Genomic DNA, 26,923 nt, shown 5'->3' on the forward strand with positions numbered 1-26,923 from the left:
TTCGTCAGATGAATATCGCCGTTCGTCTGAGAAGAGGTCGTCCATCAAGGAGATTGCAAATGCAAGTCGGTGTGCCCAAGGAAATCAAGACGCACGAATATCGCGTAGGCCTGACGCCTGGAGCCGTCCGAGAATATGTGGCGGCTGGCCACAGCGTGTCAGTCGAGACCAATGCAGGCGCCGGCATCGGCGCGACGGACGACAACTATCGCACGGCAGGCGCAACGATCCTGGACTCCGCGCGCGACGTATTTGCCTCAAGCGATATGATCGTAAAAGTTAAGGAGCCTCAGCCCTCCGAATGGGCGCTGCTTCGAGAGAACCAAATACTGTTCACTTATCTGCATCTGGCGCCCGACCCGGAGCAGGCGAAGGGCCTCCTGAAGTCCGGATGCACGGCAATCGCCTACGAAACTGTGACAGATGCACACGGTGGACTTCCGCTGCTTGCGCCAATGAGCGAAGTCGCGGGTCGGCTGGCGATCGAAGCGGCGGGTGCGGCCCTGCGGCGGTATGCCGGGGGGCGAGGGCTCTTGATGGGTGGCGTGCCGGGCGTTCAACCGGCGCGCGTCGTGGTGCTCGGAGGCGGCGTAGTCGGGACGCATGCAGCGCGCATGGCGGTGGGCCTGCGCGCTGAGGTCACTATTCTCGATCGGTCGATACCGCGGCTTCGTGAACTGGATGAGTTGTTCGAAGGTCGTGTTCGTACCAAATTCTCGACGATTGAGGCCATCGAGAACGAGATATTTGCCGCCGACGTTGTTATTGGCGCAGTGCTCGTTCCCGGTGCGAGCGCGCCGAAACTTGTCAACCGCGGCATGTTGAGCTCGATGCGCAAGGGAGCCGTGATCGTGGATGTAGCGATCGATCAGGGCGGATGCTTCGAGACATCGCGTCCGACGACGCATGCCGACCCAACTTACGAGGTGGACGGCGTTATCCACTACTGCGTCGCCAATATGCCCGGTGCTGTTCCGCTGACCTCAAGCCAGGCTTTGAACAACGCTACGCTGCCATTTGGTCTGGCACTCGCCAACAAGGGTTTCGCAGCCGTGCTGGACAATCCGCATCTGCGTGCTGGCCTCAATGTCCATCGTGGTCGGTTAACCTATCAGGCCGTAGCCGAGAGTCTCGGCCTGCCATGCTCCCAGATCGAGCAGGTTGCGGCCTGATCTGCTCCAAGAGGTCCCCAAGAGGTCCCTACGGGACATTTCCTCCCCAACTTGAGCCACTCCTTCGGAGTGGCTTCCTTTTTCGCTCCTCACCTCGGCATCATCAAGAGGCAGACCCGTTCCCCAACGGGCGAACCATCGCGCCGGCGTTCATGATGTCCGCTGGATCAAAGGCGGTCTTGATGCGGCGCATCGCAGCGATGCGGCCGACGTCGCCGTACCGCTCCAGAAGATGCCTCTTGAACCGACCGACACCGTGCTCCGCGCTAAACGTGCCGCCGAGCGCCGCGGCCGTGTCATAGAGTTGCAGCGAAAGGCCGCTTTCGATCCGCTTGGTGAACTCTATCCGGTCGACGCCGGGAGGCACGAGCACGTTGTAATGCAGATTGCCATCGCCGACGTGTCCATAGACGGACAGCTCAAGATCCGCGTCATACGACCGTACCTGCGAGCCGGCTAGATTGCTTGACCGATCCGTTCCGGCGCTTCTCGCCCTCCGGGATGGTCTCGCGCGCGCTCCGCTGCGATCCGCTCTGCGCCAGGAAGGCGTCCTCGATCCATCCGGACTCGATCGCCTCGGCCAGAACGGCTTCCATCAGTCCGTCGAGATCGAGATGACGCGAGGAGGAGGTGAGTTCCGCCAGTACGGTGCCCCCAGCGCCGGCGCCGACGGAGGGCGGGTTCGTCATCGCTTCGCTCGCGAGCGCGATCGATCGGGCCGTCATGAACTCGAACATGGTGAGCAGGTCCGTGGATTCGCGACGTACCAGGGTGAGAAGCTCGGCGAGCGGGGCGCCCATCGCGAGCTTCAGCCAGCCGGTTGCGCGGCGGATCGGCAAGGGCGCGAGGCGCAACACAGCGCCCGTGACGATGCCGAGAGTTCCCTCGCTTCCAACGAAGCACTGTTTGATGTCGTAGCCGGTATTATTCTTCCGTAGTTTGCGCATGTCCGAAACCACCGTGCCGTCCGACAGAACCGCCTCGATCCCGAGGAGCAGATCGCGAGTCATTCCGTATTTGACGACGGACAGTCCGCCGGCGTTCGTTCCGATGTTGCCGCCGATCCGGCAGCTGCCTTCCGCGCCGAGGCTGAGCGGCAACAGAAGTCCGGCGGTCGCCGCAGCGTCCTGTACGTTCTTCAGGATGGCGCCGGCGTCGACAGATATGCTCATGGCGACGGGGTCGACCTCGCGGATCCTGTCCATCCGCTCGAGGCTCACGATGATCTGCCGTCCGGAGGCGTCCGGCGTCGCAGCGGCGCAGTAGCTGGTGTTGCCGCCCTGCGGAACGATTCCGATGCCCTGGTGCGCCGCCAGCCGTACGATGTCCGCGACCTGCTTTGTCGTCGCAGGCTATTACAACAGCGCATAACAACGCTTCGCGCAACCCTTTTTCAATGCAAACGCTAGCGCGTTCATTGTTCAGATGGCGCTCGATGATCCGTCCAACGCCAAACGTTCGAGCCGCGTGTTCCTGCGCCTGGCGTCGCGGTCGTTCCTAAAGTCGAGTCGTTCCTAAAGTCGATGGGCGTAAGGCGGTCCTGAACAATACAGAATGAGGAACAACGCCCGCCGCAATTGCTTGTCGTGGCACAGAGAAGGCGATTGCCGATGTCGATAAGCCTCCCCGGTAAACTGCTCGTTATGACCCTTCTGCTTTCGCCCATGCCTTCTTTTGCTCAAGGTGGTGGTGGCGGTAGGAGGCGGCGGTGGAGCTCAGGCGGCGGATCTGCGGGGGGGCTCATCGAGCGGCGCCTCTGCCGGTGGCTCGTCCGGAGGTTCAGTGGGGACTAGTCCGGGAACCACAGCCCCTAGCGCAGGCTCCGCCGGCGCCGGCAGTTCGGCAATCAGCGGCGCGCCGAATGGGCCCGCGAATCCCGCGGGTCTCAATAATTCGTTGAACGACCCGAGCGGGGCGGCCAACGCTGGCGCGCCTCGGAACGTACTGGGCACCGCGGCAGGGACCGCAAACTCGGGCGGCTCCCTTGGGAATGCGAGCGGGGGAAACTCAGCACCTCGCGGCTCCATCACAACTGGGACAGCAGGTAACAGAGCCGGTGGCACAAGCACTGGCCGCATTGACGGTACGGTAACCCCCGGCGGCCCTTCCACTCCCGCTGACGCGGTAATTAGCCAAGAAAATGCCAAAGTCGATCAGAAGGTGAAAAGTATCTGCAAAGGTTGCTAGAAACGCGCAGCACCAGCTACCCTAGTTGCTTGCCGAAGCCTTTTTGAACTTTCACCGAGATGCGTAACCCGCGGAGACCACCGTGCGCGTCGACTTACAGAAGTGAATATGTCGCGCGGGCTACGACAGACAGCCTCCCTGATGAGCCGCATTGGAGAGGGGTGAGGGGCTGCGGATCAAAATCCGCCGTGGGAAAAACCGACCAGGAGGGCCGGGGGCGTTCGATCCCATTCCTTGGGAAGACGCCATCTCTGCCCCAAAGTCAGAACTGAAATTGGCTGCAAGACGCTGTGAATCTTGCGCGGCCTGGCTGGTTGTCGGCTTCGCTTTTGTCGCAGGAATATACGAGAAAGCGCAGAAGCGCCCGGCGGGGCAATTGAGACCCGCCGGTCCGACGAGATTGTTTCTTCGGGACTATGCCGCCTTGCGCTGTTCAACCGCGAGATACTGTTGCGTCACCTTGGCCACGTTGGCATCGATCCACGCAGCCATTCGCTCTTCTTCCTTCAAGTTCGCCTCCAGCAGCGAACGGGCACTGCCCTGACCTGCGCTGTCGCATAGCGTCAGAAGCGATTTGTAGGCGGCGATCTCGAAATGCTCAAACGCATTATTGGCAAAGGTGTTTTTGAGAATTTCGTCTCCTGCCATTGCATGAGCCATTGCCATCGTGTTGGCCATTACGGATTGCGCGGCGTCCTTGAGAGTAGAATTGCTCTCTCCGCACGATTCCAGACATTGTTCGAGACGACCCAGCTGGGTGTTAGTCTCAGCCAAGTGTTCCTTCACCCGCGCCTGCACCTCCGGATAGTCGGTAAGGCGCTCCGACTGTCGTTCCATCAGTTCTCGCGCCTGTACCTCCATGGCGTGCGCGTTGCGCAGGCCGACTATGTAAACGTCTTTTGCTGTCGTGGCCATTTCCGACTCCTCTGTTGCTGACAAACGTCCAATGAATACTCACAGCCATGGTTCCTAAGCCCCGACGTTTGTGATGCACCGTCAGAGTTAGTACCAGCGGGAAGCCGCACCGACGATTATCACTACAATGACGAGGGCAAAGACCCCCAAAAGCCACGGCATGTCGCGGCGCTCGGTAGGTGTCATTTGGAGCGAATCTCCTGTTCCTTGGGCGGCATCTTGTCCTGGCCCTCGGTTTCAGCCCGCCGTGCCTGGTCTTTTCTTTGCCATTCATCAAGCGTGTGGCGAGAGACAGTCTTTTCCGACGGCTGCGGATTTTCATCGTCGTTAACGACTTTCATTTCCATCTCCTTGGGTGGCATCGCTTCAACTGGTGACGCCCTTCGGCGGTTCCTATCTGGAGCCCCCCTTACATGTCCTCACGCAATCCTTTGAAGAACGGGTGGCGCACTTTGCCCTCGGCGGACTTGGCGCGATACTCGACCTCGGCCAGAAGCTGGGGCTCAACCCAGATGCCCTTGTGCACGATCTTCTTGGCGTAGGGCTGGGTTTTGCGGATTAGCGGCGTCAAACGTTTGCGAAGTTCGGCGACGGACGCCTTATCGAAGCCGTGGTCAACCTTGCCGGCGTAAACCAGGTCTTTGCCCTTGCGCCGGCCGAGATAGATGCCGTCCCACGTGTTGCCGTCGAGGGCGAAGCCGGCGATCGTCAATGTCTCCCGCTGGGCGCAGGTCTTCTTGGTCCAGTTGTTACCGCGGCCGGACGCATAGACGCTGTCGCGCACCTTGGAGACCACGCCTTCCAGGCCGACCTTGCAGGCGCGCTTGAAGATCTCGCGGCCGTCGGTCTGGAAGCTTTCGCTGAACTGGATGTCAGTGGCGGCGATCAGCTTAATGAGGTGCGCCTTGCGCTCCATCAGCGGCAGTTTTCGCAGGTCATAACCGTTGAGATAGAGCAGGTCGAAGGCGACCAGCACGATGCGGGTAGATTTGCCCTTCAGTTCGTTCTGCAGAACGGAAAAGCCGGTGGTGCCGTCGGCGGCCGGCACCACAACCTCGCGATGATTGCGGATCCGGCGCTGATGTGTCAGGCAGGCCATCTTCCTGAACCGGTTGGTCCAGTGTTGCCGCGCCTGGTGTAGACCTTGATCGCCTCGTTGGCGAGGTGGACCTGGACGCGGTAGCCGTCGAACTTGATTTCGTGAATCCAGCGTTCGCCATTGGGCACGTTGTCGATCAAGGTCGCCAGCGCGGGCTCGATAAATCCGGGGAAGGGAGCCTTGACCCCGATCGCCGCTGGTTTCCTCCGCTGGAAAGCCACGGGTCACATCAAGCGTATCGGCAGCGGCAGCTGCACGTCGTGGTCACGTTCGAAGGGGTCGCTGAAGTCTTGCAGGAAGAATGGGATGTCGCGCCCCTGCAGATAGCAGCGCCGGCGCAGCTCATGGGCGACGTCCTCGGAAACATCCTCCGACCTCGGCATGTTGAAGGCGATAACGCGGATCGGGTTGCTGTATTGCCCCGTGAGCAGGTCCTGGATGACCGTCTCGAGGTCGGTGGTCTAATCGGTCTCGCGCCAGGCGCAGCCGATTTTGCCGAAATCATGGGACACGAGGTAGACCGTCTCGTCGTTGCCATGGGGCACGATCGATGGCGTCCAATTGGACGTATGCATCAAAGCAACTCCAGGCAACAGAACCGGGATTCAAGCGGACCCGCGCTGATTGGTTCCGGTCTAGGGGAAGGCCAACCGGTCACTAACAAAAATAGCCCGGCTCAAGGCCGGGCTATTTGACGCAACAGTATCAACTGGGATCGGCAATGCCCGAAGACTATTTTATCGGGGTAGGGCTGTCAGTTCGTTAACCGACACTGCGCGACAAAAACGGGAAAAAGTGGAAATGACCGGTGTTGTGGTTCGTCTGACAGGAACAGCTACGGACACCTCAGCCGGCCTCGGCGCGCGTCCCCCTAGAACGCTGCGGCCGCTTTTTTTGCGCCTGCGACCAGGAGGTCGGTCAGGGTCATCAAACCCATAATTGCGGCGAGGGTCACCAGGCCGCAGAGTGTTGCGACCACCGCGAGCATGTCCCCCTCCTTTAGTTCGGCGAATGCAGCTCCTCAGACGCGAGCCATTCGTTGACCGAGGGCGGGGTTTGCAGGTCTTGGGCCCGCTTCAATTCGGCGTGCCGGGAGAGGCCAAGCACGACGATAATCGCAATCGATACGGCGGCGATTGCCACCGCCATTAGCTCCAACATGATGGCCACCCGATCTTGGTTGTCTTGCTACGCGTCCCCACACGTCCTTCGTTCCTCCACTGGAACCCTATGCCCGGCCCCGTGCTTTGAACGTCAGTTCCAGGAACTAGCGGCAAATCGCGCGCGTTCTTCAACGGGGGCGAACATGCCCGTTTTTTTTATCCTGTGGGCCGTCCCGGCCGTGATGGTGCTTGGAGGCGCCAGCTAACTATTTACTTCGTGCTGTTAACTGACCAGACTTGCGGCACGATGAGACCTCAGCGCCCCTGATTGCCCGGCGTTGGGTCTTTGTCGTTTGCAGGAACAAGTGGCAATGATCGGGATTGAGGCCCTGTGTCTGACGCAGACGACAGACGCGCACAAAACGGCCTCAGCGCGCGTCCCCCGAAGGCGCTGGGGCCGTTTCTCCCGGACGTGGTCCGAAAAGGCGGAAGCGCGAACAGTCTTAAGGCACGACTTCGGGCTGCGCAAAGGACGCCGCCGGCGTTATACGATTTGCACCGATTAGTTCACTTTTGAACTAACCTAATGCGGCCGCATTATTGGCCATGACCAGCGACGATGATTTCAGGGCGAAGGCGACGGAAGCTCAGCGGGAGGCGCATCTAACGAGGTTGAGCGCGCCGCTTGGTTGCGGATGGTGCACGGGTTGGCTGGCACTCATAAAAAAGCGGCCCCGCTCTGATGAGGCCACGGAGTAGGCGTCATCGTTCAAAGGGCAGGGCCGGACACGCGTTCAGCTCTCGAAGATCCGCTCGTAGTGCGAGTCGAGTGCTGCATTGCACTCGCAGGCGCGCTCCTTGATTTTGCCGATGTCGTTGATGTGAACCCGGCCTCGCGAATAAGATATCAACCCTGCCTCTTGCAAATGCATCGCTACCGCCGTGACACTGGTTCTTCGGACGCCCATCATTTGGGCGAGAAACTCCTGCGTCAATTGCAGGTCATCGCCGACGAGTTTGTGCATCCTTGAAAGCCATTTGCAGGCGCGGGAAGAGACGTCATGAACTGCGTTGCATGCGCTGGTCTGTTGCACTTGAGCGAGAAAGAACTGTTCATAATGCATCAGCATTTGTCGGAGTTTTGGGTTTTCCTGAACGAGAGCACGAAGCCGGTCAGCATCAACAACCGAAGCGGACCCCGAAATCTGCATCACCACATGATTAAGCGAAATCTTGTGATCCATCGCGGCGCCTGCGCCATACTGGCCGTCCAGGCCGATCATACCGGTTTCGATTGCCGCGCCGTTGATTAGCTCGACGACACAGGAAATGATGCCCCCATGCGGGAAGTATACTCGCTGGACATGCGCATGGGTCTCCGCAATCACAAAGCCCTGGCGAAGCTCTGCGATGGTGAGGTGCGGCTCGAGTTGCGCGAATGTGGAACGATCGAGCCGGGATAATAGATGATTTTCAGGATGACCGCGCATGGCACTCCCTCCGTAAAAGGCGGGAGCACGAGAACTCTCAGTCACCGAAAGATACCCAGGGACGGCCCGGTGATAATGTCAGTTACCCGACATTTGAGAAACTGTCTGCCAGCTAAGGGTCATAGAGGTCAAATCGGGGCACCATTCGGAACGCGGCGGTGGCTAGGGCGGTGCTTGAACGTGGCTGTCTTTCGATCCAGTTGCCGAGCTCGACATCGTGCCCGTCAACGAGCGCCTTGGCGCGTTCCTCGGCATCCTTGCTTTTCGAACACCAAATCGACGCGATTGATGACGTGCCCGTCGAAGTCGATGATATAGGCGTAGAAGCCGTCGATGGCCGTCACCAATGCTGGAGTCAACGTGGGCTCTTCAAACCCGGCGATCGCAACCACTCATTCAGATGGCTGGCGGTCTCCAACTGCCGGATCTTGCGTATGACCTCATCCGCTGAGGACCAGGCGGCATGGAAGCGAGTTGCTGCTCGAGCCGCAGCTTTTCCGCGGCGATCTGCTCTTCGAACGAGTGAGGTTTTGAGCGCTGACGCAACATAGTGCAATTTTAAGTCCGAAGACTAATCGTCGTCAGTCAGCTAGCCGACAGAGAACCTCAGCGCTCGTTCCAAACCTTACGAGGTTTCACGCAATCTTGTGGGCTAAGCAGCTGGTAGACTGCAACGATATCGAGCTCGGGAGCGGTGAACGGCTCGCAACGCCTAAGCTCCGCCGGAACACGAAACGCGGTCTTTGAGACCAGTCGGACGCGGTCTCCCTGCAGTGAGAAACGGGCTATGGTGTGCCGAAGGCCGCCTGATGGGCCAGCTGTTGATCCGCCGCAACGCTTCGGCCCTCACGACAGCTGACGGGCATTTCCGACGGCGTCCACCTCGCGATCACTCAGCGCTTGGGCGAAATGACAACTTCGAGGCGGTTACGGGCGTTGAGCTTTTGCATCGACGGTTATCGCCTTAGAACGCTTCAGAGCAGCAACAGGTGCTTGAGCGCCCGCAATCCGATCTTCAGAAGTTTTAAAGCGGCGAAAGTTCAAGGGCGTGCGCCGGGAGAAGCGCATCAGCGTTAAGCCCAACGACGTCCGCGCTAATGAGATTTCTATCCCATAAATATGGCCGCTTCGCACACCGGTCCGTCGACAGTGCGCACTGAAATCGCCAGCTGTTGGATCGACTGGTCGGAGCGAAATCGGAACCGATCGCGGGCAAAATCCACTAAAAAAAGTGACGCTTCGCGCCGGGCCGAGGCCGTGTTGGGTAACAGTAATCCTTCTTCGTCAGGGTTCACCTTGCCATCAGTCACTACGTCAAAGAAGTAACGGATCATCGAACGCTCCTGCACGCCCTTCGCAACAGCCTCGCGTGTCACGGCTTGTCGCGGGCGTTGGCCCTGCGGCTTAGAAGCACATTTTGTCGAGCGACCCCAGCGCGGGGCTGAATCGCTGGGGCCAACTTTCGCGGCACTGCGCCGGTGGGACATCCGGCGCATTTAAATGCTAGTGTACGGTACCCGACATTACAAATTAATTCGATCCCGCTGTGCAGCGTCGTCTAGTCGATGGACACTTGTGTTTCAAAGTGAACACTTACATTGCTGTCGCGACCGCTTCGAACGTTCTAGCGCGGCTTGATTGTCACGACTAAAGTGCACCTTTGAACCAACGTGCGGCGCTGCATTGATGCCAGTTGTCGAAGACGCGCTCCGTGAAAGTTGCTGCAACAATTTTGACTGGTAGGCGCGCTCCTTGGTGTCTGTCCAAATTAGAACATTCAGGCTTCCGAATTAGGACATAGGATCGGCCGCATCGAATGGTGACCTTTTGGGGCATCGTGCCCAGCCTCGGCGGGGGACGATATGCAATGGGGCCCCGGCCAAGCCCCGGCTGGAGCCTTTTTTTGTTGGGGTCAGAGCAGCGGGTCCGGAAGCTGGCCTGAACCGAAGGGTCACTTTATGAACCAAGTGCTCCTCAGGCGAATAGCTCAACAGAGGCGGCCTTACACTCTGGCACGAGTGCAAAATCAACGGCGGCTTTGTGGAACATCAAAGAAACTCCCGGAGCCGCGCGAGTTCAGCGACATGCTCGGACGACAGGGTCTCGGTGACCAGAGGCGGCTGCGGTGCTGTCTGAACTTCATACAAATGCCGGGTCGATTCAGGCTTGGCCATGAATTCCCTGATGCATTCGTCCAGGGTACCGTCGAGTAGCAGATATGGGCCGGTGCCCTCGGCGCGCCGCTGGTTGTCAAGCGACGGCCATTTCCGAAGCACGGTCGGTGCGTTGAAATTGACGTGGGAGTCAGGTTCAGCCTCAGGCGCGTCGTGGTCTGTCATTTCCCCTTCCCCTTCCGCCCGATCTCCGGCACGACCGCAAAACCTCGCTCTATGGCGGCTTTGAAGACGTCCCTCAGCCCAGGCTCCGCCATGACCTCGTCGGCTGCGCTAAAGGGTGTGATTTCCTGCCAGCGCGATCGCGGCCTAGCTTGAGGAAGTGCGGTCTCCGACATTGCGTAGGCCAGCCGCAGTTCTCGGCCATCTGGCATTAGCTCGACGTATTTTCGAAGTCGGTTCACTTTTTCGCCTTCCAACAAGCCGGGGGTACTGGCTAATAGGTCAGCACCAGCAATCGCTGCACAATCGCGCCGAGACAAACGAGTACAACGAGCAACTTGAGAAGATTCCTAAGTTTGGCGTCGGGCGCGAACTTTTCAATCGCCCAAAAGCAGATCGCGCCGACGACCACGATAATCAGAATCCCGATCAAAAGTGAAATCATTATGCCCTCTTTGTGCTGTTGGTTTTCATTTGGCCTTCATCTTCAGCCCCAACTCCACAAGCCGGCGGATGGCCTCAGGGCGACCGGGGAGATCGTCCTGATTGCGGCGCCAATCGTCTAGCTGCTTTGCCATATCGGGCTGAACGCGAACGAGCACCGGGTCACCGGTAACAGCCGCTCGCTTCTTCGGCGATTTCGTGATTTCACGAGTTGATTTGGTCATGAATCCATGATATCACCAAAATAAGCCGACGGGTACTGGCCGATTTGGGCCTACTCGCAAAATCCAAATAGGCCACCGTGATTGGCGTGTTTGGTGAATTGGTTTATCCGGACGTCGATCTTGCAAACATCGACGTCCCCAAAATGGCGCACGTCCGCCGACAGGCGCCGGAGCCATTACTTTGGAACTTCCCAACTCTCCAAGAGTCGATTCAGCGCTCCCGGCCCTATCCCCAATGCCCCAACCGGGAGAAAACCCACCCATTGGGTTGGCGGCTCTAGCGTGCCTGCTAGGGCCGTTTCTGATTGCATAAACCGCAAACAAAAAGCCCGCCGGTTAGGGCGGGCTTTACTTCTTAAGCGGCTTTGAGCCGGTAATTCGTCGGATCGTGGCCATCGATTACCAGTGGCTCAGGTTCGGTGCCTTGCACGCACCACGCTGAGATTTCCGTTACTTTGGTATCGGTGGGCAGCCCCAATTCTTGAGGTGGCACACACTCGGATCAGCGCCTCAGCGTAGCTGTCAATGCTGGCCATAGCTGCTTGCGCCAGTGAGGTACTCCGAACTAGTTCGGAAAGATCGGCCGAGGTAACTTGGCTGACGCCGTCGGCAGCCGCCGTTGCTGGCGGTCGGAATGGGCGGCCCCGGTGCAACCCCCAGTCACGCGCTGGGGCCGCTCGGTACCGTGTGAATCTTGCAACGTGACGATAATTTAATTCAGACAGGTCAAATCTTTTTGGCGTCAGCTCGCGTATTTAGAGCGTCGGCAAAGGTGCGCAGGCAATGCAGCATCGACGCCGGCCGGCGGTCTTTGCGAGGGCGGCCTTCCTCTGGCGCCAAGAATGCCGTCAGGGTTGCCGCCACCAGCAGAATGGCCCCGGAGATGACGGTCCACTTGTCCAGCCGGGCCGAGCGTCCTTCTCGATCGGCTCCCGCGGAGTCTCTTGCATTGTTGGCTACCATTGCCATGGATTCGGCTCGCCGAAAACAGCCCGCCAGCGCGGACTGACTTGAAGCCCGCCCACGCCGGGAACGACCGTCTCGGCGGAACGTTCCAACGCGCCCGATGCTGCGGCACCTGGTGAAAGGGTGCCGAAGCGCGAGACGGTTATTCGAGTTCGATTTGCGTCTGAACGGACCGGACGATCCTATCGAATGCGGCCTTGGCGGACTGATCGTCGGTGGTCCATTCCATTGTCCAATTCGGCCGCCCGTTCAGTGGCCTGAATGTAGCGAGGTCGTAGGCACCGCCTTCGCGCGACAGCGACGCGGCGAGCGTGGGGTGGTCGTGGACCAACGACCACACCCTCGCTTCGATATCGCGCCGGCCAGCCTTGACGGGGTGCAGTTCGTATTTCTGCTGAAGATCGCTGGCGATCTGGTCGAGGCGCTTGTAGCAAGCCACGGACACCTTGTTCTCCTTGCCAGCGATCCCGAAACCCCAGTTGGCGTCCCGGCGTGGCGCGGGACCAAATATGAAAAGGTCTTCCAGATCGCCGCAGTCCTCGTGCTGGCGGGCGGCGGCCAACATCATCTGGCGCAGTTCCTTTTCGCTTCTTCGTTCCTTGCCCACCTGCCTCTCCCATTCAAGTGCTCCTAAGCGCCGGTCTCGTTTCCGGGCGCGTCGGAGTCCGCGCTCTCAACGGAAAAATGTGGGCGTTTACGGACGGGTGGCAAGCGGACAATGGGTCGCGCCGTGACCAGACATTGGACGACAAACTCTAGCCGCCGACTACCGTTTTCAGTTCCCCCTGCGCGCCACCTCGGGAACGGGCGTCCACGCCGTGTCGATTGGTGCCGCCGAACGTGCGGCGCGTGCCAAAATTTGGCGGTCCGGCGCCGCGTTCCTGCGTAGTATCTTCTGGTAGGCCCGGACATAATCAGTCGCCATGCGGGCCGCGGAGAAGCGCTCCTCGAATCTGGAACGGATGGTCCTGCGGTCGAGCGCCAGCAAATTGGGAATGGCCTGCACGGCCTGGTCGACGTCGGACACGATGTGTCCCGTCACCCCATCCTTGACGATCTCGGGGACGGAGCCGCAGCGAAACGCGAGCACCGGCGTGCCGCATGCCATCGCTTCGATCATGACCAGCCCGAACGGCTCGGGCCAGTCGATGGGAAACAGCAAACCGGCCGCCTGGCCGAGAAACTCGCTCTTGGCATTCTCGTTGATCTCGCCGACGAACTCGATTCCCGGTCCCTCTAGCAGCGGCGCAATGACGTCGCGGAAGTAGACGTCGTCCGCCTTGTCGACCTTTGCCGCAATCTTGAGGGGAAGACCGGCTTGCCGCGCAATGGCGATCGCGCGGTCGGGCCGTTTCTCAGGGGAGATGCGCCCCAGAAAAGCAAGGTAACCGCCTCGTGAGTCGTAAGTCGGGGTGAGAATATCCGTCGGCAGTCCATGATGGACGGTTGTGACGAAGTTCGCGCCCGGCAACGGCGCCCGCTGCGCGTTCGAAATCGAAACCAACGGCATGTCGGCAAACCGGCTGTAGAACGGCATGTGGTCGGCGAGGTCCTGCCTGCCATGAAGCGTGGTCAAGGTCCTACCGCGCTCAGACCGGAAATGCGGGAAATGCAGGTAGTCGATGTGGAAGTGCAGAACGTCGAACTCGCCGGCGCGCTCGGCGACCTTGTCGAGCATGACCATGTAGTGGGGCAGGGGGTCGCGTACCTTTGGATCGAGGCGCAATGCACACGGGATGCAGGGCACCAGCTCGGCGGAGGTGATGGAATCTCCGCTCGCGAACAGGGTCACCTGGTGTCCTTGCCGGACAAGTTCCTCGGTCAGATATGAAACGACCCGCTCCGTTCCGCCGTAGAGCCGAGGCGGAACGCTCTCGAATAGCGGAGCGATCTGCGCGATTCTCATCTCGTCTCTCCGTCATTGCGGTTCACCATTCGGCAGGAGCGTCCTATCGAGCCGGGCGCTCAGTGCGCTTCTGATCTTTTGCAGCGCACGAACTTCGATCTGGCGGATCCGTTCGCGCGACACGCCGAAGGTCGGGCGGAGTTCATCCAATGTCTTTGGGCGTTCCGCCAAAAAGCGTCCTTCGATGATGTAACGCTCGCGGGAAGACAGGGCGGCCAGTGCCTCTTCTAGTGCGGACTGGACCTGTTCGCGATCGTTCCTTTCGGATAACAGGGTTTCGGGGTCTGGCGACGGATCAACAAGGCAGTCTTGCATTTGCTCGGCGCCATCCTGCTGGGTCAGCGGCAAGTTGAGCGAAATGTCGCCTCGGATCCTGCCATTCATCTCGACGACCTCGCGGGGAAGGACCTGCAGCTGTTCGGCGATGTAACCAACTTGGTCCGGCGACAGGTCGGCTTCCTCGCCTGCCGAAATCTGGCTCTTGAGTTTCCGGAGCTTGAAAAACAACTTCTTCTGGGCCGCCGTGGTGCCGATTTTCACTAAGGACCAGGATTTCAGAACGTACTCATGAAGGGTCGCCTTGATCCACCACATCGCATAGGTGGCAAGCCGAACGCCTTTTTCGGGTTTGAACCGCTTGACCGCCAGCATCAGGCCGACATTTGCCTCCGAGATAAGGTCGGCGACGGGAAGGCCATAGCCGCGATATCGAAGGGCGAGCTTCGCGGCCAGCCGAAGGTGACTGGTCACCAGGCGATAGGCTGCTTCGCGATCGCCGTCCTCTCGCCAACGGCGCGCGTACATCGCCTCGTCGGCCGGATCCAGCAGCGGAAACTTGCGAATGGCGGCGAGGTAGCGGGGGAGTCCGCCTTCCGAGTGAAGCGGAGGCAGATTTGATACGATTGAGAGGGTGCTCATTTCCAATTCCTCCTCAGAGCAAAGTGGGGTTCGAGCTGCCGGGCATGCACTTGGGCCCAGAAAGGGCGCCCAAGCGTCTCATGCCGCCGGCGTCCAAAAAATGTCGTGGCGCCCGAAAAGTTCCTTCAAGATTTGAATGACGTGGCGACTTGCGGCGGGACCGGTTGTGTGGCGTGCGCTGGGCTGGCGCGGCATGGCATGGCGTGGCTGGTCGCAAGCTACCGCATCCCGTGCGAAGGAGGACGGGCTGTGGGAGGCCTCCGACCGCGGAATAAGGAAAGCGGCAGCGGGGGTCCGAACGCCCGGGGGATCCCGCGCTTGATCGAGTTATGGGTTTCCGAAATGTCGGTCACTCCACTGTGGGGACGGTTCAGGCCGCAATCCTGATCGCTTTGCCGGTGTCGAAAATTGCAATACGCGCGCCGACTGGGATCTTGAAACCAAGCCGAATGCCTCTAGTTCTCTTGGTGTCGCACTGGTTCGGGAAGTGCCGGAGGCGATGAAGCCGCGTCGTATTGCGATCGAAGTCGCCGGCACGAAACCAGCAAATCGAGCAGAAGCAGGCGGCCTAACGGGTTTCCGTTCAAGGCGGTCGGCCACCTGTGCGCGGGCGTGCCCCGCGCGGGTAATAAATCTGAACGGAGGACAATATGGCACTACGCGATCTCATACCGTGGAACAATGGGTCTCGTGATCTCAGTCTGCATCGCAACGAGCCCAATCCGTTCCTCGCACTTCACCGTGAGATGAATCGGCTTTTCGACGATGCGTTCCGCTCGTTCGACATCGCTCCGTTCAGTTCGCAGGCGATGGGTTGGCCAAGCGTCGAACTCAACGAGACCGAAAAGGAAGTCAAGGTCGTCGCCGAACTTCCCGGTCTCCAGGAGAAGGACGTCAATGTCGAACTGAGGGACGGTCTATTGACCATCAGCGGTGAGAAGAAGAGCGAGACCGAGGACAAGGAGCGTCGCTTCAGCGAGCGCTACTACGGGCGCTTTGAGCGCTCCATCCCGATCGATGACGTCGATCCGGACAAGGTCGCAGCGTCGTTCAAGGATGGCGTTCTCACCGTAACGTTGGCGAAGTTGCCGAGCGAACAGCAGAAGGTGAAACGGATTGCCATCAACGGCAAGTAACCGCGGAGCCGGCGGGTGCTCGCGCGCTCGTCCGCACCGGCGGTTTGTCTTCGACCAACCCAGCCGGACCGATCACGGGTTTCGGCTGATCTCGGATTGAGAGTGAAAGGAGCTATGTAAGGAGTTGAGCCATGAACACCGTCTGGAAAAAAGATATGATCGCTGATGTGGCAAATCTTGTGATCGGCCTGGGCCTGTTCTTTTCCCCTTGGGCCGTGGGGTTCTCCGCTGAAAGCCCGATGAACTGGAACGCCTGGCTAAGTGGCATCGTGATCGCCGCGCTTGCTGTAGCAGCCCTGGCAGTGTTTGCGGAGTGGCCGGAGTGGTTAACTCTCGCCGCCGGTGTTTGGGTCGCGGTGTCACCGTGGGTGATGCATTTCTCGCCTAACGCAAACGTCACGCCGCTCCACGTCACCGCCGGAATCCTGGTGGCGGCTGTTGCGGCTTTGCGGCTCTGGTATATGCACCAGAGCGACCCCCGCGTGACGGCTTGATGCTGGCAAGGGAGGCTCTGCCGGCCTCCCTTGTCCTTTGCCGCTGGAAAGCTGCGATCTCTTTCTCCTCGCAAAGATCGCGCGAGACGCCCGTCATGCTCTCGGATTTTACGATCACCGCCTTTGCAACTTTATTCGTAGCGATCGGACCGATCGATACGGCGATCGTGTTTGGTGGCCTGACGGCAGGTGTTCACCGGCCTGAACGGTTTCGGTTAGCATGGCAGGCCGTGCTGATCGCCGGAATAGTCCTGTTGGGTTTTGCGCTCTTCGGCAACCGGCTGTTGGAAGCACTGCGGGTTTCCCTGGATGCCTTTCGAGTTGCAGGTGGCATCTTGCTGTTGTTGCAGGCCATCCAGATGATCTTCGCCCATCCTTCGGGCCTGTCCTCGCTCACTGCACTTGAACGGCGCGAGGCATTGGAGCCAGGCGACATCGCGATTTTCCCCCTGGCGTTCCCGGTCATCGCCGGACCGGCCGGCCTCACGGCGGTCGTGCTACTTATGGGGCAAGCCGCCGGTGATCCGGTCGGCTCAGTGATAGTATTGGCGGCTATGCTGCTTTGCCTTTTGCTAACGTACTTTGGGATGATCTTCACCGACGTCTTGCACCGGGTACTGAAGGCTACCGGCTCCAATGTGTTGGCGAGACTTGCCGGCGTTATTCTGGCTACCCTTGCGGTTCAATTCATATTCGATGGTATCCGAGGCGCTCGGCTTGTATAGGTGCTTGGAAAAACCAAGGCTTGGTCCGTTGCTCGGTGTGGTGCCGGCGGATCAGCGACCAAGCGAGAATAGTTATTGTCGATAGCTTTATCGCAGGAGACTGGCCGCCGGCCGTCTTTATACGGCGCCTGAATTGTGAGGCGCGTCGCCACGGAGCTGGCGGCCCCACCGTATGGATGAATGCGCTCTGCTCATTTATCGCTCTGGTCCAACAAAAATGAGACGGTGCATTCTATTCCATCGGAACCGAACGTTCGCTCGAATTGCCCGTGCAACATATGCGGTATCGATTTCTCAAGAAACTCCGAACCGAAGCCCCGCCGGGCCGGCTGGTGTGCGATTGGGCTCGCGCGCTCGCGCCAACGGAGTTGGAACTCATTTTCATGGCCGCGATCATGAGCGTCCCACGATATCTCAATATGACCGTTCTCCGTGGACAGCGCGCCGTGCTTAACGGCGTTTGTGGCAAGCTCGTGTATTGCCATCGACAACACCTCGGCCTGTTTTGCAGGAATCGAAATTGCCGGGCCGCATTGACTAAGGTTCTCGCCTTCGATAGCGCCGTGCACCGAGAGCTCCTGCGAGAGAAGCTCGCGGATATCGATCGTGCTCGTATTGGTCCGGCTTAATAAAGCATGAGTGCGCGCAATCGTAGCCAATCTGTCCTCAAAAGCTTTTGCAAACTCGTCAAGGTTCTGGCTCTTGGCGCGCGTCCTCCGGGCGATGGCTTGGATGGTCGCCAGCATGTTGTTGATGCGATGCTGAAGCTCGTGACCGAGCATTTCCTGCCTGAGTGCTCGCTCCGCCAATTCTCGCTGGATCCTCACTCGGTCGATAGCGGAAGCCAATAGATTGGCGTAGTTCTGAAGAAAATCGATATCGTCTTGCTCGAATTTCCGGAGCTGCCGCGAGTCAACCTCAAGCACACCAAATGGGCCGCCCTCACCACGAATAACAACATTGACGGTGCTCCTGACGCGATGCTCGATCAGGAGCTCGGGAATTTCGAACCGATCCTCCCGTTCGGTATCTTCTGTGATCACCGGCTGGTTCGTGTGCAGGGCATATCCGGCCGGCGAGCCCTCATGCGCGGGTATTTCGGCGTGCCCTACCACGCCGGGGTTCCAGTTGACCCCGGCGCGTACCAGCAAATTCTCGCCGCCTGGGACGAGCTCCAGCACTTTCACTAGCTCAACATCGATGGCATCAGAGACCAGCCTGGTTGCCTCTTGTAAAAGGCCGTCTATGTCATCGCTGCGCAAAGCTTGCTTGCCGAACTCGGACAATGTGGAGACTTGTCTCCGAAGCTTATGCGCTTCCGAATGGGGCACTTTTCGCAGCTCCCGTAAATCGGATAAAGTCTTATGGCCCGCTGCAGGTTCCAACGGCGAATCTCCTGACCGTTAGCCACGGGAATGAACCGCTTGCGCGGGATGAGAGGGGAGCGTTGCCGTGCCAACCAGCGGCACCTTGTCGCGCGGACCCTTGCCGACAGAGGCAGCGGAGGGACGTCGAGGCGCCGCGCGGATATCAATGGATTGGCCCGCTGCCAAAGTCACTTCTGGCGCCTGCCTCAAGGCGTTTTGCGCATACACTTAAATTAGAAAGAGCGAGCGTCGTTTCAATCCTCAGATGCAACCGCGCGCCGGCTCTGGGGATCGCTGAAGCCGAAAATCCTACTCCAGCTATCGCCACAGTTCCTAAGGCAGGGCTCCCCGGTGGACTCCCGCAGAGGTGCGTCCGCGCAAATTGTGCAGATCTGATGTAGTATGCAATCTCTTGCTCGTGTCGCATCCACGAACGAGGCCCTTTTGGGTAGCCGCCGTGCGCATCAGTAGACCGATCGCGTACATTGTTCTTTACGTCACGCTCTACGCTGCGTTTGGCGTGGCGTCGCCCTTTTGGCCAAAATTTTTCGAAACGCGAGCTCTAACTCCTCAGCAAATCGGTCTGATACTAGGGGCTGCAATCTTAGTGCGCCTTGCCGCTGGCCCGTTGGTAGGAATTCTGGCCGATCTTTTGGGATCATTACGCCTTCTGCTTGCAACCTGCGCTGCGCTGGCAGCTGCTACAGCCGCCGCATTCTTGTTGGCAAATACCTTTTGGTTACTGTTCCTTATTGCTCTAGTTCAAGCTGCAGCACTTACCCCCACGACGTCGATTGCCGACGCGTTATCAGTTAACGCCGCAAAGCCTGAGATCGCAGGAAAGCCCTTTGAATATGGCTGGATACGTGGCTCTGGGTCGGCGGCATTCGTATTGGGAACGCTGGTCATCGGACAGTTAGTAAGCCACCACGATCTTACCCCGATCATCTGGATGAATGTGGCCCTTCTGGCGGCGGCAGCCGGGGCAACAGCACTGCTGCCCCGCGTTACTATTCAGCCGGCACCTCATGACGGACCACCCGTCCTCGCCGATCTGCGTGGGCTTCTTAAGATCCCGAGGTTTCGGTTCCTGGTTTTAGTTTCAGCTCTGGTCTACGGGAGCCACGCAATGCACGACGCATTTGCTGTGATCAGGTGGAGTGCTGCTGGCATCGATACCTCGATCATAAGCGTCCTGTGGTCGGACGCGGTAGCGGCAGAAGTCATCGTGTTTTTTCTAGTTGGTCCGGCCTTGCTCGATCGGTTCGGCGCGCGTGGAGCGGCTGCTCTGGCCGCCGCGGCTGGAATCATACGGTGGTCCATCGAGGGCGTGAGCACCTCCGTTCTAGTGCTCTCAATTCTACAGCCGCTACACGGATTGACCTTCGCCCTGCTTCATCTTGCATGCATGCGTATGATGGCCTCACTAGTTCCAAGCGGGACGGCCGGAACGGCCCAAGCCCTTTATGCCTTTGGCTCAGCTTTGGCGACTGCCGGACTGACTTTGTTGTCAGGGATTCTCTATGCCAGGTTTGGCGCCACGGCCTTCTTTCCGATGGCCCTTCTTTGCGGCGTCGCTCTCCCGTGCGCGTGGTTTGGCTTCTCTGATATCCGGGACCGGTCAACCGACGCGGCTTGATCCGGGGGGAGGCGGCCAAATGGGCAGTTCGCAGGTGACCAGGGCACGCTGAGCTGGCGGTCGAATGTCACGTGTTGGGCGCAGAGGAAAGGTGTTCGTTAAAAAATTCTCCAGCTCTTACCTTTCGTTTAGCGTCAGAAAGGCGGTCCAAGCGGCCGTCGCCAAAATTTGAGATGGTTTTCGGCGGCAAGCCCTTTCCACCTCGGCCATCATCGTATCCGTATCTGCGGTAGATTGTTTCTGGTCGCTCGCCGCCGCCACATAGTTCAACCCGCTCGAAAATCCCTCAATCCACAGAGTGATTTCTCGTTTACGGTCCTGAGCTGACTGAAGGATATCGCAGCGCTCGGCGCCCAAGCCGAAAATATTGATGCGAACTCGAGTGCCTTCCGCGTTCGAGCGCAAAGATAATCCAATCGTCAGAGCGATGATCGCGGCCAGTAAGGTCCGCTGAAACGTGGTGCACATCGATCCTTTCCAAATATGCACGCTCGACCCTTATCGCGGTTATCACTGGGGCCAGTTCCGACCAACGCGCCCGGACCGCCTTTGGCAAATGAAGAAAGAGCAAATCGCGATCTGGTTTCAACAGGAAGCCGAGAATTTGTCTGCCGACCTCGTGGCTGACTGCGCGGAGCCGCCAAATGACGGGTTGATTTCTCGTTAGAGAAACTCCCGCGAGATTGCGGCGCGGCCACCTCCTAGACAGCCCGTAGCCCCTCCTTGGGCGTTTCCCGCACCAGCGCATCGAGGTCGCTCTGCTCGAACGTTTCCTTTTCCAATAGGGTCCGGGCCGCCCGGTCCAATATCGCGCGGCGCGCCTTCAAGAGGCTCTGCGCACGCTGAAATACCCGATCAATGATGGCGCGGACCTCATGATCTACCGCAGCGGCGGTCTCTTCGGCGTATTCGCGTTCGCGCGCAGGATATGGCCGGTCAGGGCCGGCGAGGAAATTGCCTGGCTCCCGGTCGTAGGCGATGCTGCCGAGCTTTTCCGACATGCCGTAGCGGGTGACCATACTGCGGGCTATGTCGGTGACGCGGCGAAGGTCGTCGGCCGCCCCTGTCGATAGATGCTCGAAGACGATCAGTTCCGCTGCGCGGCCACCCAACAGGACCGCCATCTTGTTCTCCAACTCTTCCTTGGTCATCAGGAAGCGATCCTCGATCGGGCGCTGGATGGTATAGCCGAGCGCTCCGACCCCCCTTGGAATAATCGATACCTTGTGCACGGGGTCGACGCCTGGCAATGAAAGCGCGATCAGGGCGTGGCCCATTTCGTGATAGGCCACGATTTCGCGTTCCTTGGGATTGAGCAACCGGTTGCGCTTTTCCAGCCCAGCGACCATGCGCTCGACTGCGTTGTTGAAATCGGTCATCGCGACCGCATCGGCCCCGCGGCGGGTTGCCAGTAGCGCGGCTTCATTGACGAGATTGGCGAGGTCGGCGCCAGTGAAGCCGGGCGTCATCGCCGCTACGGCTTCGGCGTCGAAGCCGGGCGCGAGCTGCACCTTTTTCATGTGCACCTTGAGAATTTCGGTGCGGCCCTTCCGGTCCGGACGGTCCACCAGCACCTGGCGGTCGAAGCGGCCTGCGCGCAGCAGTGCCGGATCGAGGATCTCGGGGCGGTTGGTGGCGGCGAGTATGACGAGGCCTGAGCGTGAGTCGAAGCCGTCGAGTTCGACCAGGAGCTGGTTCAGGGTCTGCTCCTTTTCGTCATGGCCGCCGGCGAACGCCCCGATGCCGCGGGCGCGGCCGAGGGCATCCAGCTCATCGATGAAGATGATGGCGGGAGCCTTCTGGTGCGCCTGCTGAAAGAGATCGCGGACTCGGGCCGCTCCGACGCCGATGAACATCTCGACGAATTCCGAGCCGGAGATCGAGAAGAACGGGACCTTCGCCTCCCCGGCGATAGCCTTCGCCAACAGCGTCTTGCCGGTGCCGGGCGGTCCGACCAGCAGCACACCCTTGGGCATCCGGCCACCGAGCCGGCCATACCCTGCCGGATTCTTGAGAAAATCGACGATTTCGCGCAGTTCGTCCTTGGCCTCGTCAACGCCGGCAACATCAGCGAACGTTACGCCGGTATTGGATTCGACATAGATCTTCGCCTTGCTCTTGCCAATGGCCATCAGCCCGCCGCCAAAGCCTCCGCCCTCCGCGGCGCGCTTGCCGATATACCACCACAGGCCGAAGAACAGCAGCACCGGCATGACCCATGACAACAGGTCGCGCATAAAGGTGCTCTCGATCTGACCGGTGAAGATGACGCCGGCTTTCTCGAGCTCCTCTGCGATCCCATGGTCCACGCGCGTAGTAGCGAACTGCTTTTGTCCGCTGGGCAAAGGCTCTTTCAGCGTGCCCTGCAATATGCGATCGGATATCCCGACCGTCGCAACCTTTCCCTGCTTCAGCAATTGCTGATATTCGCTGTAAGGGATGATGGCGACCTGGCTGGCTGCCGAAACGATGTACTGTATGAGAAGGATCGCAGCGACCGCCGCGATCGCGTAGCCGACATTGAAACGGGTATTATTCTTCATGCTGCGAACCGCTGTTGATGCGATCGAACTCCGCACGGGCTGCATGGATCATAATTCTCATGTTCACATCTCGTTTGAAAATCTCAGCGTGCCGGCAGCGCAACGGTCGGCCCGATCCGTTCGTTAGGATCCAGCCATCCGCGCGACAGCATATGAACTAGGAGCATGCGAATAGGTTTCAAACACCCTGAGCGATGAGGGCGCGCAACTAGCAGGTCCCCGCTTTTCCTGCCCGGTGCTTCCGGGTCGGCGCGCCCAGTCCGCTGCGATGCGGGCAGGGTGGTAGCCGTCGGGCTTGGGTCGGGCGCCAATACTCTTCACGCGTTGCACTAAGGTTGCTCACCGCCGTGCGGCTTGCTCGACGAACTGATGCAGCGAATAGGGCAGTTCGCCGCCGCGATCGGCGCAGCGCTGGCTCAGTTTATTCGCTATTTCCTCGGAAACGTCACGTACCCAGCCCTCCGCGAGATTAAAGCGAATGATGCGGACCGGATTGCTGTATTGGCCTTCCAACAAATCCTCGATGACAGCTTCAAGGCTAGTGTCTTCGAGGTTTGTCTCTCGCCAAGCACACCCCATTGGGCCGAAGTCGTCGAGCACGAGATAGACGTCCTGGTCTATGACGGGGACAATCGAGGGTGACTCACGCATTACCCACTCCACGCAACTAAAAGCGATTCAAAAGACGGGGGCTAGAATGGTTCCTTCAAAGCAAAAGGGGCCTTTGTTATCGGTGGCCAGTGCAGGGGTCCGGGAATGAGTCCCCGGCGGAGGACGCGGGGTTAAGAAATGGCCGTAAGAAGTCCTGGACAGGCTGCCGACGAGGTGAGTGCCGGTCTGCGTGACGTTGAGGTCCTGTGCGACAGAGATAAAAGCCCCTGCCGTGGGTTGACCCGAGAGGGCGATGAGCGACGCGTCTGTTCGAGATGCGACAAAAAGTTCGCGCAGCCTGTCTTGACGAAAACAACGTTCGCCCTAAGTCGTTTCTCGTCCGGCGACTTCAAGTCGGGGCCGCCAATGACATCGCGGATTCGAATTGCCGGGTGCAACGCATTTCGCCCGATGCTCTGCATACGGAGCGTGCATGAAGCGTAGCTAACGCGGTCTGCGGAAGAAAGGAGAGAGCCGCGCGGTGCCCGATAAGATGCGGATCGGTTTGCACCCCGAAGGACAAAATGAGGATACCATGAGATCGTTCACGCGCGGCGCGCGCTTTCTTCTGTTCGTCGTACTGGCGACTTTGATCGGTCCGGCTGCCTCTCTGGCCGCGGAAACTTCCCCACCCCTTACCGGCCTTTGGATCACGACCCCGCATCCCGAATTCTCGCTGAAGCCGGGCGAGGCCGGATCAATCCAGATCTCCGTCCGAAACGCGCACCAGCCCCCGCAACGGTTCGGGCTAGGCCTCGAGGGCGTCCCGGAGGGCTGGGAAGCGGCATTCAAGGGCGGTGGGAGACAAGTCTCGGCGGTGATGGTGGGCCCCGACGAGACCGAGCGTCTTACGCTCGAACTGAAGCCACCCGTCGGCATCTCCGGCGGCACTTTCGCGCTCAAGGTCAACGCCAGGCAGGACGGACAGACGATCTCATTGCCTCTGAGCGTCAGGCTTTCGGAAGCGGCTTCCGGCAAGCTCACGCTGGAACCTGAGCTGCCGGCCCTGCGCGGGACGCCTCGTTCGACCTTCAGCTTCCGGATCAAGGCCACTAACGGCGGCTCCGATCAGTCGCTGTTTAACCTGTCGGCGCGAACGCCCGAGGGCTTTCAGGCAAAATTCAAGCGAGGTTACGGCGCGGAGGAAATTACCGGGCTGCCGATTAGCCCCGGCAGTTCCGAAAACATTACGCTCGACGTCGTGCCTTCACGCGCCGCGGCTGCCGGCCGTTATCCGATCGCGATACGTCTGTCGGGCGGTGACAAATCCGCCGAGACCACATTGAGCCTGGAAGTCACCGGTGAACCGCAATTGCGAATGGTCGGTCCGCAGGAGCGCCTCTCCGGCGATGCCGTCGCGGGACAGGAATCGAGCTTCCCCTTCACGCTTGTCAATGGAGGGTCGGCGCCTGCGACCGATATCGAGATGTCCGCTTCGCCGCCGTCAGGCTGGAGCGTCACCTTCGAGCCGAAGCAGATCGCGAGCATCGCGCCGAACCAGACGCGAGAAGTGAATGTAAAAATCAAGCCTTCCGAGCGGGCGGTTGCCGGGGACTATATGGTCACGCTGCGCAGCGGCGGCGGCGGGCTGTCCGAATCGGTGCAATTTCGAACGACAGTGCGAACCTCAACCATTTGGGGCGTTGCCGGGCTCGGTGTCATTGCCGCTGCCGTGCTGGTCCTCGGCGGCGCCGTGATGCGGTATGGACGGCGATGAGCGAGGAATTCGTTATCGAGGCGAAAGGTCTTGCCAAGCAATATGGTCCGCATGTCGCCGTGGACGGCATCGACCTGCAAGTCCGCGCCGGTGAGGTGATCGGTCTACTTGGCCCGAACGGCGCCGGCAAGACGACGACGATTCTGATGTTGCTGGGACTGACCGAATCCACGCGGGGGAGCGTCCAGATCCTCGGCAAGGACCCGTTGCGGCGGCCCCTCGAGGTGAAGCGCGAGGTCGGATATCTGCCGGATTCCGTCGGCTTCTATGAGACTATGACGGGCCGCGAGAACCTTACGTATATGGCTCGGCTTGCCGCTATCCCGCGCGGGGTCGTGGGCGAGCGCATCAACAGCGTTCTCGCCGCCGTTCACCTGCTCGAGGTTGCCGACCGTCCGGTCGCCACATACTCGCGCGGCATGCGGCAGAGGCTCGGCATTTCCGAACTGCTGATGCGTCAATGCCGGATCGCCATCCTGGACGAGCCGACCTCTGGGCTGGATCCGCAATCGACCCGGGAACTGCTCGACCTGATCCAGAAGCTCAGCCGCGGCGGGATGACGATTCTGCTGTCATCGCATATGCTCGATGTTGTTCAGACCGTCTGCCACCGGATCGCGCTTTTCAACAAGGGCAGGATTGGCTTCTTCGGAACGATCGAGCAACTGGCCGCCAAGATCGGCGGTGGCACATATGTCATCGATGTCGAGGCGGAGGGAATCGATCTTTCCGCGCTCGCTACCACCGTCGAAGGTGTCAAGAACGTCATGGCGGTGAACGGGCATTGGCAATGCGAGGCCGTGCGCGATGTTCGGCCGCAGCTCGCGCAGCGGATCGTCGCCGCAGGCGGTGCGCTCCGCAACCTCGACCTGCGTCGGGCTAGGCTCGATGAAGCCTATGGCCGGTATTTCCGGGAGGTTCACCAATGATCGTGCGTGAGGGCTCTCCGTTCCGCGGCGTCGGCGTCATTGCGCTCAAGGAGGCGGCCGATCACTTGACCAGCGCGCGCTTGCACCTGATCATGGGCCTCGTCCTGTTGACAGCGATCGGGGCGGTCTATGGCGCGATCGGCCGCATCAAGGATACCACGGCCGAGGACGCGTATCTGTTCCTGAAGCTTTTCACGGTGGCGCGCGAGCCCTTGCCTTCATTTGCCGCGTTTCTCGGCTTCCTGCTACCGCTGGTAGCCATCGCGCTTGGCTTCGATGCGATCAACGGCGAATACAACCGCCGCACCATGAGCCGGCTGCTGGCACAGCCGATCTATCGCGACGCAGTACTATTCGGAAAGTTTATCGGAGCACTTCTTGTCATCGCCATCGCGCTGCTTACGCTGTGGCTGCTAATGACCGGGCTCGGTATTCTGTTTCTCGGACTGCCACCAACGGCAGCCGACGTCGTTCGCAGTCTGGCCTACCTCGCAGCGACCCTTGCCTGCGCGGGCGTTTGGCTTGCGCTCGCCATCGCATTTTCGGCTGTCATTCGATCACCGGCAACGTCGGCGCTCGCCGCGTTATCAGTGTGGCTGATTCTCACGGTCTTTTGGGGAATGATCGCACCCTTGCTTGCCGGCGTCATCGCGCCAATGGATCCGCTCGATCCTTCTACAGTGCTTGCGCAATTTGAAGCTCAGCAATCAATCGCGCGGCTTTCGCCGCAAACACTCTATGCTGAAATCACCGCCATATTGCTTGACCCCGCAGCGCGTTCAGTTGGACCATTTTTCATGTCGCAGCTTCAGGGCGCATTGTACGGAGCGCCTTTGCCGACGATGGAAAGCGCGCTGATCATCTGGCCGCAGCTTTCGGCTCTGGTCGCCGCGATGATCCTGTTGTTCACGCTCGCCTATGTCGCCTTTCAACGGCAGGAGGTGCGCGCCTGAGTGTCATGT

27 protein-coding genes and 1 pseudogene are annotated in these 26,923 nt (G+C 59.7%); 8 read left to right on the plus strand and 20 right to left on the minus strand.

All coding sequences use genetic code 11. The annotated features are described in order from the left end of the window. The first annotated feature begins 59 nt into the window (after positions 1-59). Positions 60-1,172: an alanine dehydrogenase gene (gene ald / locus JQ609_RS23905; protein WP_212208379.1), complete on the plus strand. Its 1,113-nt coding sequence runs from the start codon at positions 60-62 to the stop codon at positions 1,170-1,172. Positions 1,173-1,275: 103 nt separating this feature from the next. On the opposite strand, the gene JQ609_RS35210 is transcribed toward ald, so the two are convergent. The 16 genes and pseudogenes from JQ609_RS35210 to rpoH all read right to left on the minus strand — a co-directional run bounded on the left by JQ609_RS35210 (position 1,276) and on the right by rpoH (position 14,760). Then, positions 1,276-1,545, minus strand: a complete 270-nt coding sequence (locus tag JQ609_RS35210) for an FAD-binding oxidoreductase (protein ID WP_409411195.1) — start codon at positions 1,543-1,545, stop codon at positions 1,276-1,278. A gap of 58 nt (positions 1,546-1,603) precedes the next feature. Next, on the minus strand, positions 1,604-2,497 hold the full coding sequence (locus JQ609_RS23910) for an FAD-binding oxidoreductase (protein ID WP_312014887.1): 894 nt from the start codon (positions 2,495-2,497) through the stop codon (positions 1,604-1,606). 1,276 nt (positions 2,498-3,773) lie between these two features. After that, positions 3,774-4,274 (minus strand): ferritin-like domain-containing protein, encoded by a 501-nt coding sequence (locus tag JQ609_RS23915; protein ID WP_212208380.1) that lies wholly within the window; start codon positions 4,272-4,274, stop codon positions 3,774-3,776. A gap of 182 nt (positions 4,275-4,456) precedes the next feature. Continuing rightward, the gene (locus JQ609_RS23920; protein WP_212208381.1) at positions 4,457-4,615 is read right to left on the minus strand and encodes a hypothetical protein; all 159 of its coding nucleotides are present in this window, start codon (positions 4,613-4,615) and stop codon (positions 4,457-4,459) included. Positions 4,616-4,683: 68 nt separating this feature from the next. Then, positions 4,684-5,594: pseudogene (ligD, locus tag JQ609_RS23925) on the minus strand (non-homologous end-joining DNA ligase). A gap of 778 nt (positions 5,595-6,372) precedes the next feature. Next, complete coding sequence (locus JQ609_RS23935) at positions 6,373-6,522, minus strand: hypothetical protein (RefSeq protein WP_212275163.1); 150 nt, start codon at positions 6,520-6,522, stop codon at positions 6,373-6,375. Positions 6,523-7,270: 748 nt separating this feature from the next. Further along, positions 7,271-7,966 carry a Crp/Fnr family transcriptional regulator gene (locus JQ609_RS23940; RefSeq protein ID WP_212275164.1) on the minus strand — a complete coding sequence of 232 codons (696 nt, stop codon included), beginning with the start codon at positions 7,964-7,966 and terminating at the stop codon, positions 7,271-7,273. A gap of 224 nt (positions 7,967-8,190) precedes the next feature. Further along, positions 8,191-8,358 carry a hypothetical protein gene (locus tag JQ609_RS23945; RefSeq protein WP_212275165.1) on the minus strand — a complete coding sequence of 56 codons (168 nt, stop codon included), beginning with the start codon at positions 8,356-8,358 and terminating at the stop codon, positions 8,191-8,193. 714 nt (positions 8,359-9,072) lie between these two features. After that, complete coding sequence (locus tag JQ609_RS23950) at positions 9,073-9,300, minus strand: DUF6894 family protein (protein WP_212275166.1); 228 nt, start codon at positions 9,298-9,300, stop codon at positions 9,073-9,075. A 714-nt stretch (positions 9,301-10,014) separates the two neighbouring features. After that, positions 10,015-10,305: a hypothetical protein gene (locus JQ609_RS23955; RefSeq protein ID WP_212275167.1), complete on the minus strand. Its 291-nt coding sequence runs from the start codon at positions 10,303-10,305 to the stop codon at positions 10,015-10,017. Between the two features lie 271 nt (positions 10,306-10,576). After that, positions 10,577-10,747, minus strand: a complete 171-nt coding sequence (locus JQ609_RS23960; RefSeq protein WP_212208386.1) for a hypothetical protein — start codon at positions 10,745-10,747, stop codon at positions 10,577-10,579. A 25-nt stretch (positions 10,748-10,772) separates the two neighbouring features. After that, positions 10,773-10,970, minus strand: a complete 198-nt coding sequence (locus tag JQ609_RS23965) for a hypothetical protein (RefSeq protein ID WP_212208387.1) — start codon at positions 10,968-10,970, stop codon at positions 10,773-10,775. 726 nt (positions 10,971-11,696) lie between these two features. After that, on the minus strand, positions 11,697-11,939 hold the full coding sequence (locus JQ609_RS23970; RefSeq protein WP_212275168.1) for a hypothetical protein: 243 nt from the start codon (positions 11,937-11,939) through the stop codon (positions 11,697-11,699). Between the two features lie 139 nt (positions 11,940-12,078). Beyond that, positions 12,079-12,543, minus strand: a complete 465-nt coding sequence (locus JQ609_RS23975; protein WP_212208389.1) for a hypothetical protein — start codon at positions 12,541-12,543, stop codon at positions 12,079-12,081. A 168-nt stretch (positions 12,544-12,711) separates the two neighbouring features. Then, positions 12,712-13,842, minus strand: coding sequence for a glycosyltransferase family 4 protein (locus JQ609_RS23980; RefSeq protein WP_212275169.1), 1,131 nt, complete (start codon positions 13,840-13,842; stop codon positions 12,712-12,714). A gap of 12 nt (positions 13,843-13,854) precedes the next feature. Then, positions 13,855-14,760, minus strand: a complete 906-nt coding sequence (rpoH, locus tag JQ609_RS23985) for an RNA polymerase sigma factor RpoH (protein WP_212275170.1) — start codon at positions 14,758-14,760, stop codon at positions 13,855-13,857. A gap of 650 nt (positions 14,761-15,410) precedes the next feature. On the opposite strand from rpoH, the gene JQ609_RS23990 reads away from it, so the two are divergent. From JQ609_RS23990 to JQ609_RS24000, 3 genes are all read left to right on the plus strand, one after another. Continuing rightward, positions 15,411-15,896, plus strand: a complete 486-nt coding sequence (locus JQ609_RS23990) for an Hsp20/alpha crystallin family protein (RefSeq protein ID WP_212208392.1) — start codon at positions 15,411-15,413, stop codon at positions 15,894-15,896. Between the two features lie 131 nt (positions 15,897-16,027). Beyond that, positions 16,028-16,390: an SPW repeat protein gene (locus JQ609_RS23995; RefSeq protein ID WP_212208393.1), complete on the plus strand. Its 363-nt coding sequence runs from the start codon at positions 16,028-16,030 to the stop codon at positions 16,388-16,390. Positions 16,391-16,485: 95 nt separating this feature from the next. Beyond that, complete coding sequence (locus JQ609_RS24000) at positions 16,486-17,115, plus strand: MarC family protein (RefSeq protein ID WP_212208394.1); 630 nt, start codon at positions 16,486-16,488, stop codon at positions 17,113-17,115. Positions 17,116-17,306: 191 nt separating this feature from the next. On the opposite strand, the gene JQ609_RS24005 is transcribed toward JQ609_RS24000, so the two are convergent. Then, on the minus strand, positions 17,307-18,401 hold the full coding sequence (locus tag JQ609_RS24005; protein ID WP_212208395.1) for a sensor histidine kinase: 1,095 nt from the start codon (positions 18,399-18,401) through the stop codon (positions 17,307-17,309). Positions 18,402-18,939: 538 nt separating this feature from the next. Here JQ609_RS24005 and JQ609_RS24010 point away from each other — a divergent pair. Then, entirely contained in the window at positions 18,940-20,121 is a 1,182-nt protein-coding gene (locus tag JQ609_RS24010; RefSeq protein ID WP_212275171.1) for an MFS transporter, read from the plus strand. Positions 20,122-20,238: 117 nt separating this feature from the next. On the opposite strand, the gene JQ609_RS24015 is transcribed toward JQ609_RS24010, so the two are convergent. The 3 genes from JQ609_RS24015 to JQ609_RS24025 form a co-directional block, all read right to left on the minus strand. Next, the gene (locus JQ609_RS24015; RefSeq protein ID WP_212208397.1) at positions 20,239-20,589 is read right to left on the minus strand and encodes a hypothetical protein; all 351 of its coding nucleotides are present in this window, start codon (positions 20,587-20,589) and stop codon (positions 20,239-20,241) included. Positions 20,590-20,822: 233 nt separating this feature from the next. Next, positions 20,823-22,664, minus strand: a complete 1,842-nt coding sequence (gene ftsH, locus JQ609_RS24020; RefSeq protein ID WP_212275172.1) for an ATP-dependent zinc metalloprotease FtsH — start codon at positions 22,662-22,664, stop codon at positions 20,823-20,825. A gap of 339 nt (positions 22,665-23,003) precedes the next feature. Further along, positions 23,004-23,315: a hypothetical protein gene (locus JQ609_RS24025; RefSeq protein WP_212275173.1), complete on the minus strand. Its 312-nt coding sequence runs from the start codon at positions 23,313-23,315 to the stop codon at positions 23,004-23,006. A 535-nt stretch (positions 23,316-23,850) separates the two neighbouring features. Here JQ609_RS24025 and JQ609_RS24030 point away from each other — a divergent pair. The 3 genes from JQ609_RS24030 to JQ609_RS24040 are packed head-to-tail and all read left to right on the plus strand — an operon-like array spanning position 23,851 to position 26,914. After that, entirely contained in the window at positions 23,851-25,032 is a 1,182-nt protein-coding gene (locus tag JQ609_RS24030; RefSeq protein WP_212275174.1) for an NEW3 domain-containing protein, read from the plus strand. After that, positions 25,029-25,961, plus strand: a complete 933-nt coding sequence (locus JQ609_RS24035) for an ABC transporter ATP-binding protein (RefSeq protein WP_212208401.1) — start codon at positions 25,029-25,031, stop codon at positions 25,959-25,961. Before JQ609_RS24030 ends, JQ609_RS24035 begins: the two co-directional genes overlap by 4 nt. After that, entirely contained in the window at positions 25,958-26,914 is a 957-nt protein-coding gene (locus JQ609_RS24040) for an ABC transporter permease (protein WP_212208402.1), read from the plus strand. The genes JQ609_RS24035 and JQ609_RS24040 overlap by 4 nt, the downstream gene beginning before the upstream one ends. The last annotated feature ends 9 nt before the right edge of the window (positions 26,915-26,923 follow it).

The sequence above is a fragment of the Bradyrhizobium sp. AUGA SZCCT0169 genome (assembly GCF_018130085.1).
In the GTDB taxonomy this organism is placed as follows: domain Bacteria; phylum Pseudomonadota; class Alphaproteobacteria; order Rhizobiales; family Xanthobacteraceae; genus Bradyrhizobium.